5 protein-coding genes are annotated in these 6,492 nt (G+C 45.1%); 4 read left to right on the forward strand and 1 reads right to left on the reverse strand.

The features are described 5' to 3' along the window. The first annotated feature begins 376 nt into the window (after positions 1–376). A complete protein-coding gene (locus tag ABDW16_RS31025; RefSeq protein ID WP_343675334.1) occupies positions 377–565 on the forward strand; it encodes a hypothetical protein in 189 nt (62 codons plus the stop codon). A gap of 596 nt (positions 566–1,161) precedes the next feature. Then, a complete protein-coding gene (locus ABDW16_RS31030; protein ID WP_343675335.1) occupies positions 1,162–1,806 on the forward strand; it encodes an HD domain-containing protein in 645 nt (214 codons plus the stop codon). Here the strand turns inward: ABDW16_RS31030 and ABDW16_RS31035 are convergent. Next, on the reverse strand, positions 1,803–2,318 hold the full coding sequence (locus ABDW16_RS31035; RefSeq protein WP_343675336.1) for an acyl-CoA thioesterase: 516 nt from the start codon (positions 2,316–2,318) through the stop codon (positions 1,803–1,805). The genes ABDW16_RS31030 and ABDW16_RS31035 overlap by 4 nt on opposite strands. Positions 2,319–2,655: 337 nt before the next feature. On the opposite strand from ABDW16_RS31035, the gene ABDW16_RS31040 reads away from it, so the two are divergent. Next, complete coding sequence (locus ABDW16_RS31040; protein WP_343675337.1) at positions 2,656–4,302, forward strand: CTP synthase; 1,647 nt, start codon at positions 2,656–2,658, stop codon at positions 4,300–4,302. Between the two features lie 137 nt (positions 4,303–4,439). Next, positions 4,440–6,281, forward strand: coding sequence for a membrane protein insertase YidC (gene yidC, locus ABDW16_RS31045; RefSeq protein WP_343675338.1), 1,842 nt, complete (start codon positions 4,440–4,442; stop codon positions 6,279–6,281). The last annotated feature ends 211 nt before the right edge of the window (positions 6,282–6,492 follow it).

Below are 6,492 nucleotides of genomic sequence, written 5' to 3' on the forward strand. Positions count from 1 at the left end.
TGAAAACATTGAAGCAACAGATGAAGAAGTAAATGCAGAAGTTGAAAAAATGGCTGAAATGTACAACATGCCAGTAGACGCTGTGAAACAAGCTCTTGGTAATGTTGAAGGTGTAAAAGAAGAACTTCAAGTTCGTAAAGCAGTAGATTTCTTAGTAGATAACAGCAAGACTGCATAATAAAATAACAAGGCGCGACATTGCTCGTGCCTTGTTTTATAAATATAAATATATTTGTATTTAGCATAGGTACTAGCTAAAAATTAGATAATGATTATTATTTTTATGTTAGAAATCGAAATTGATAAGGAGATATAGTCAATCAAGGAGATGATTAGTGAAAGATGTAGTTAATTATAATATGATTATTCCCTAAGTATGCGAATCACGTCCAAAAACAGGTTTAGTAGAGTTATCATCAGGAAAGCACCTTTTGCCAACCTGGGTAGCATATTAAAAATAGACACTTCCACTTCAAGAATAGACCAGTCAACCAAAGTTCAACAACCAACCAAAGGCGCAGTATCTGTTTATGATAGAAAAATAGTAGCCGGTTCTGCGTTGTAAGATATTGCTAATGTGCCAAAAGGGCACATTGCCACCTAAAAATCAGTAGCGGTAAAAGGCGGGGGGCTGCCGAGGCTAGGGTCAGCAAAGGTCAGCAAAGTTATTGACCTCGAAGTCCGGTAATCAAAGTTTTCCCGCCTTCAGCCGCGCCAATTTTTAAAAGAAATTATTCCCGCTTCCCTGAAGTATATACCTTAAGAATGAGGCCCAAAAGGGGCCTCGCTAAGGTATCGATCCGGATGTAGCCAAGAGATGTACATTTTATCAACCAAAATTTAAGATCGCCCGGCCGGCAAACCTGCATTAAACCATTAGTCACAACAACTATGGCCGGAACACCAACCAGTCTGTCGAAGATCCAAACATTGAAAGGAAAAAAGGAAAAACGAAGAATATCTTAGTGAAGCAAGATCCCTGTTGACTATTCTAATTGCATGCCTGAATACCGGGGAGGAGAGATGGAAAATGGAAAGAAGGTTATACAACAAGCATTCTTCTCTACACCCATTTTACACTTATGAGATGCCTTTTCCGTTTCTCTTTTTCTTCGTTTTTCCTATTTTTTTAGCCCCATCAACCTGCTTATATTTGATCTTATGACGCAAGATCAACTGATAGACAATACCGTTGCCTATGTAAAGCAGGAGTTAGCCCGGGCCGAAGGTGGCCATGACTGGTGGCATATACATCGGGTATGGCATACTGCAAAGGAAATTTCTGCGAGAGAACCTGTCAATCCATTAATTGTATCACTGGGAGCCCTGCTCCACGACATTGCCGACGCCAAGTTCCATGGCGGCGATGAAACTATTGGCCCTGCCAAAGCCCGTCAGTTCCTGGAATCGCAGGGCGTTGCAGAGGAAGTGATCGCACATGTTATCGCTATCATCGAAAATATCTCATTCAAAGGAGGGCATAACGAAGGAAAATTTACCTCGCCGGAGCTGGCAGTGGTGCAGGATGCGGACAGGCTGGATGCCATTGGGGCCATTGGCATAGCCCGCGCCTTTAATTATGGCGGGTTTAAAAACAGGGCATTATACGATCCGGCTATATTACCAGACCTGCAAATGAGCAGGGAACAGTACAAAAACAGCACTGCCCCTACTATCAATCATTTTTATGAAAAACTGCTCTTATTAAAGGATAAGATGAACACCACTACTGGAAGGGAACTGGCAGCCGAACGGCATGCCTTTATGGAGACTTTCCTCGAACAATTCTACAAAGAATGGCATTAAACGAATAGTGCTCTCAGCTCTTCAGCATCCTGCGGCTTCATTTTTCCACCCAGGATCAGGCGAAGCTGTCTGCGGCGCAATGCACCTTCGTACAAAGTTTTTTCCTCTTCAGTTTCAGCAATAATAGGAGGTACCGGGCGGGGATTACCGTTTGGATCCAGGGCTACGAAAGTCATAAAGGCCTCGTTGGATTTGTAACGGTATTGCTGTACAGGATCTTCACCCCATACTTTCAGGTGTACTTCCATGCTGGAATTGAATGCACGGCTCACCTTTGCTTCGATGTGAACGGCATTGCCAAGACGGATAGGATTCTCAAATGAAATATTGTCTACAGAAGCTGTAACAGTGGGGGCAGCGCAATGCTTCATGCTGGCAAGGGCAGCAGCGATATCCATCCAGTACATCAGCCGACCTCCCATGAGGTTGGTATATACATTGGTATCATTGGGCAATACCAGCTCAGTCATCTGGATCAGGGATTCCTGTGCGCGCTTTGGCGATAGAGTCATGTTTGATAATTATTTCGGATCGCAAATTTACAAATAAATCAGCGGCCTGCCGCAGCGATATATTTTTCAATCCCATACCGGCCGCAGGCCCCGGCCTCAAAAAATCTTCTACTGCAGGCGGCAGATTTTTTTGAAAGCCATTTTATCCTCCTAAGTCCATTTATTATTAGCCTCTTACATGTATATACTCAGTGAAATGTGAAAATCCGATTTGGGGGCGCATTAAATTTGTGTAACTTTGCATGACCTTCGGAAGTTACTTTTACTTGACTGGTTACACCAAACGTCGTCCGGCACTTCCCTTTTAGGTCAAGTATTCTACAGAATTTTAGATTTTATGGCAAAATATATCTTCGTTACGGGAGGTGTCACATCCTCATTGGGTAAAGGAATTATTGCAGCCTCTCTTGCAAAATTATTGCAGGCACGTGGCTTTAGAGTGACTATTCAAAAGTTCGATCCATATATCAATGTGGATCCGGGAACATTAAACCCATATGAGCATGGGGAATGTTATGTAACCGAAGATGGCGCCGAAACTGACCTGGATTTGGGACACTACGAACGTTTTCTGAACACGCCTACATCCCAGGCAAACAATGTGACCACAGGCCGCATTTATCAAACCGTTATTAATAAAGAACGTGAAGGTGCCTACCTGGGTAAAACCGTTCAGGTGGTTCCGCACATCACCGACGAAATCAAGCGTCGTATTCTCCTGCTCGGCAAGGATGGTAAATTTGACATCGTGATCACTGAGCTGGGTGGTACCGTTGGCGACATCGAATCTCTCCCTTATATTGAAGCAGTTCGTCAGTTGCAGTGGGAACTGGACGAACAGGATTGCCTGGTTGTTCACCTGACCCTCATTCCTTACCTGCGTGCTGCTAAAGAGTTGAAAACCAAACCAACTCAGCACTCAGTGAAGATGATGAGTGAAAACGGCGTGCATCCCGACGTGATCGTGTGCCGTACCGAAGAGCCCATGTACAACGATCTGAAAAAGAAGATCGCCCTGTTTTGTAATGTGACCGTAGACGCCGTGATCGAAGCTACAGACATGAGCACCATCTACGAAGTGCCGCTGGAAATGCTGAAAGAGAAACTGGACGTAATCTGTATGAAGAAACTGGGTATTCCCATCGAGAAAGAACCAGACATGACTAAATGGCGTGGTTTCCTCGACAAGCTGAAATACCCTAAGTCCAAAGTAACCATCGGTCTGATTGGTAAATATGTGGAATTGCAGGATGCTTACAAATCCATCCTGGAATCCTTTATCCATGCAGGCGCGATAAATGAATGTAAAGTAGTCGTTCAAAATATTCATTCTGAATTCCTTACGTCCGAAAACGTAGCTGAAAAACTGCGTAACCTGGATGGTCTGCTGGTAGCACCGGGTTTTGGCCACCGTGGTATCGAAGGTAAGATCGTTGCTATTCAGTATGCCCGTGAAAACAACCTGCCATTCTTTGGTATTTGCCTGGGTATGCAGATGAGCGTTGTGGAATTTGCCCGTAACGTAATTGGTTGGAAAGATGCTCACTCCACAGAAATGGACCCTGAAACTGGTCACCCGGTAATCGGTCTTATGGAAGAGCAGAAGAAAATCACCGCGAAGGGTGGTACAATGCGTCTCGGTGCTTACAGCTGTGACCTGACCCCAGGTTCCAAAGCTGCCAACATCTATGAAAGCACTAAGATCAGCGAGCGCCACCGTCACCGTTACGAGTTCAATGGTCAGTACCTGGGCGATTTCGAAAAAGCAGGTATGATTGCTTCCGGCCGTAATCCTGAAAGCGGACTGGTGGAAATGGTAGAACTGCCAAACCATCCGTTCTTTGTGGGCTGCCAGTTCCACCCAGAGCTGAAAAGCACGGTGGAAAGACCGGCACCGCTGTTTGTACACTTCATAGGCGCTGCCAGGCAGTATGCAGAGGATAAGACAAACAAAACAAAGGTGGCTGAAGAAGTAGCACAATAATAATATTAGGGCAAAAGCCCACCAAAAGGACTATTTTTTAGGTCATTGCACTACAATGACCTAAAAAATAGTCCTTTTGGCATTTATACCCCCACATTTTGCTTACCTTCGCTGCCTAAATTTTAATTGTAATTTCAATGGACAGAAATTCGGTCATTGGTTTTAGCTTACTGGGTTTGTTGCTGGTAGGGTACATCTTTTTCAATACCAGGCAGCAGCATGCAGCAGAGTTAGAGAAAGCTCGTCAGGATTCAATTGCTGAAGCGAACAAACCTAAGGTAAACACAGATACCACTGCCTCCTATGCCAATGCAGGTACACCTGATTCCACCAGGCTGGCAGGCGAATACGGCGCCTTTGCAGGTGCTGCTACCGGTACTGCTCAGAAAGCCGTTCTGGAAAACAAAGTGCTGAAAATCACCTTCTCCAGCCAGGGTGGACAACCTGAAACTGTAGAACTGAAAGCTTTCAAAACATTTGCAGGCACTCCTTTATTACTGGCAAACAGTTCTTTTAACCGCATCTCGCTGCAGGTGCCGGCTAATAACAATACATTATTAAATACTGCAGACCTTTACTTCACCGGTGGTAACGTACAGCAGCTGGCAGATGGTAGTCAGTCACTGGTGTATCGCCTCGCGACTGCCAACCCCGGTCAGTTCCTGGAGTTCGTGTACACCCTGAAGCAGGATAGCTACGCAGTAGATTTCGATATTCACGCGGTAGGTCTGGAAAGTGTGATTCCAGCTGGTCAGAAAACATTAACCCTCCAGTGGGATAATGAAAATGACAAGCAGGAGCAGGATATGCAGAATGAGCGTATGAACAACCAGGTACATTACAGAACGGCCGATGGCAAGCACGATTACTTCACCCTGCAGCGTACCGCGCATAAGAACCTGGAAAGCAAAGTTCAGTGGTTGAGCGTAAAGCAACAGTTCTTCAACACGACTTTCATTGCGAAGAAGGATAAAAGCTTTGAGAATGTGGAGGTGAATACCAAAGTACCAGAAAGTGGCAACATCGTAGGCCAGACTTTCAGTACCCTGCAGGTTCCTTATGACAGGGCGCATGACTTTACCTTCCCGATTGAAATTTATTATGGTCCTAACCACTATAAGACCTTAAAGTCTTATGATATCGGCCTGGAAAATATCATTCCATTAGGTACGGGTATCTTTGCTTTTGTAAAATATGTGAACAAGTGGGTGATCATCCCTGTGTTTAACTTCCTGAGCGGGTTTATTCATAACTATGGTGTGATCATCATCCTGCTGACCCTCTTCATTCGTTTGCTGATAGCACCGTTCACTTACCAGAGCTATGTGTCTTCGGCGAAAATGAAGGTGCTGAAGCCTGAAATAGATGAGCTGCGTAAGAAGCATGGTGATGACCAGCAGGCATTTGGTATGGAGCAGATGAAATTGTTCAAGAGTGCAGGGGTAAATCCTCTAGGCGGTTGTTTACCTGCGGTGATGCAGTTGCCGATCCTGGTAGCGATGTATAGCTTCTTCCCGTCTTCCATTGAGTTGAGACAGGAGAGCTTCCTGTGGGCGAAAGACTTGTCAACGTACGATTCTATTCTGAACCTGCCGTTCAATATACCATTCTATGGTAACCATATCAGTCTGTTCACCCTGTTGATGACGGCTACGAGTTTGATGCTGGCGTTCAATAACCGTGGGATGGCTGATCAGAGTAACCCGGTGATGAAGTATATGCCTTATATTTTCCCAATTATGCTGTTGGGTATTTTTAACAAACTGGCATCTGCGCTGACGTTCTATTATTTCCTGTCAAATGTGATCAGTATCCTCCTGCAGTGGGTGATACAGAAGTTTATCATTAATCATGATAAGATTCATGCGCAGATACAGGAGAATAAGAAGAAGCCGGCTTCGAAGAGTAAGTGGCAGGAGAGATTGGAGGAGATGCAGAAGCGGCAGCAGGATATGCAGCAGGGTAGGAAAGGAAAGTAAGAAACTAATATAAAAAAAGGCCTCCCGTACGGGAGGCCTTTTTTTTATGAAGCATTCCATCGCCGGCCAAACTTCCCCGCAGTCACAAAACCCGCCCCCTCGGCGCCAACCCAAAAAAAAAGAAAACCTTCCTTGCTGCCGCAGGCCAACTCCCCACCAGCCAAACTTCCCCGCAGTCACAAAACCCGCCCCTCCGGCGTCAGCCAAAAAA

Source organism: Chitinophaga sp., from assembly GCF_039596135.1.
Taxonomy (GTDB): domain Bacteria; phylum Bacteroidota; class Bacteroidia; order Chitinophagales; family Chitinophagaceae; genus Chitinophaga.

Excerpts from the sequence above, each read along its gene's own strand:
- ABDW16_RS31025 (WP_343675334.1), top strand. The coding sequence starts at position 377 with ATGCGAATCACGTCCAAAAACAGGTTTAGTAGAGTTATCATCAGGAAA.
- ABDW16_RS31030 (WP_343675335.1), top strand. The coding sequence starts at position 1,162 with ATGACGCAAGATCAACTGATAGACAATACCGTTGCCTATGTAAAGCAG.
- ABDW16_RS31035 (WP_343675336.1), bottom strand. The coding sequence starts at position 2,318 with ATGACTCTATCGCCAAAGCGCGCACAGGAATCCCTGATCCAGATGACT.
- ABDW16_RS31040 (WP_343675337.1), top strand. The coding sequence starts at position 2,656 with ATGGCAAAATATATCTTCGTTACGGGAGGTGTCACATCCTCATTGGGT.
- yidC (WP_343675338.1), top strand. The coding sequence starts at position 4,440 with ATGGACAGAAATTCGGTCATTGGTTTTAGCTTACTGGGTTTGTTGCTG.